The sequence below is a fragment of the Neisseria sp. P0001.S005 genome (genome assembly GCF_051963715.1).
The window spans coordinates 1-1,140 of sequence record NZ_JBQCTZ010000414.1 but is presented as its reverse complement, the minus strand read 5'-3'; the positions used below and the strand labels follow the sequence as shown (position 1 = coordinate 1,140).

The window sequence follows — 1,140 nt, the reverse complement described above, 5'->3', positions numbered from 1 at the left end:
AATGTTGTTTATTTTGAACCTGTTTTTAGACGGCAGTATGCGTTTCGATTCGTTTAATTGGGACGCGAAATCAATGGCGAATTCTTTGATGCTGATCGGCGCAGGCTATCTGGTGGCAATGTTGACATCGTTTGCCGCCCGTTATTTGGAGCAGGCTACAGAGTCCGCCAGCCGCCATCAACTGGCATACCGCCGTATCAGCGGCTTGAACCATTTGGTTTTGAACCGCGTTCAGGAAGCGGTTGTGGTGATTGATGCGACCCAACGCGTGTGGCTGTTTAACAAGCAGGCAAAAATCTATTTCCCCAGTCTGATTATCGATCAGCAGGAAATCGTGTTTGGCGAACTGGTCGCACGCTGGCAGCGTCAACCCGACAAACCTTTTGAAACCGATATCCATATTTTCCAACACGCCATGCACGTCCGTGCCGTTCCGCTGATTCAGGAGCAAACTGAGCTGCTGATGTTGTACGTCCGCTCATTGCGTGAAGTGGCTGCGGAGGCCATGTCCACCAAGCTGACTTCGCTCGGACAGTTGACTGCCAACCTTGCCCACGAAATCCGCAACCCGATGTCCGCCATCCGTCATGCCAGCGATTTGTTGCAAGAGGGCGATGAGGCAGACCCGCTCAAGGCCAAGCTCTACAACATCATCGACAGCAATATCCAACGCATCGACAAGATGTTGGAAGACGTATCCCTGTTTAACAAACGAGACAACATCAGCCGCCAGCCGATTAATCTGATGAAATTCTGGTTGGAGTTCAAGCAGGAATTTACCTTGAACAATCCCGATGCCATCGGCTGTCTGCGCATGAATATGGACGGCAACAATCTGACCGTATTGGTCGATCCTATGCACTTGCAGCAAGTGATGTGGAACTTGTGCAACAATGCGTGGCGACACAGCCGTCAGGACGAAAACGCCATTACCGTCCTTATCCGCCCTAGCGGCAGGATGCATATTTCCATCGTAGTGGCGGACAACGGCAAAGGCGTGCCGCCTGATGTACGAAATCATTTGTTCGAGCCGTTTTACACTACCGAAAAACAAGGCACCGGCTTGGGGCTTTACGTCGCACGCGAGTTGGCACACGCCAATATGGGGCAGCTGCATTATCACCCTGAAATGAACGGGTT

Annotated in this window: 1 protein-coding gene; it reads left to right on the top strand. The window is 51.6% G+C overall.

From position 1 onward, the window contains the following. Positions 1–1,140: two-component system sensor histidine kinase NtrB (locus ACTHSP_RS20695; protein WP_440346845.1), on the top strand; the 1,140-nt coding region annotated here is incomplete at both ends.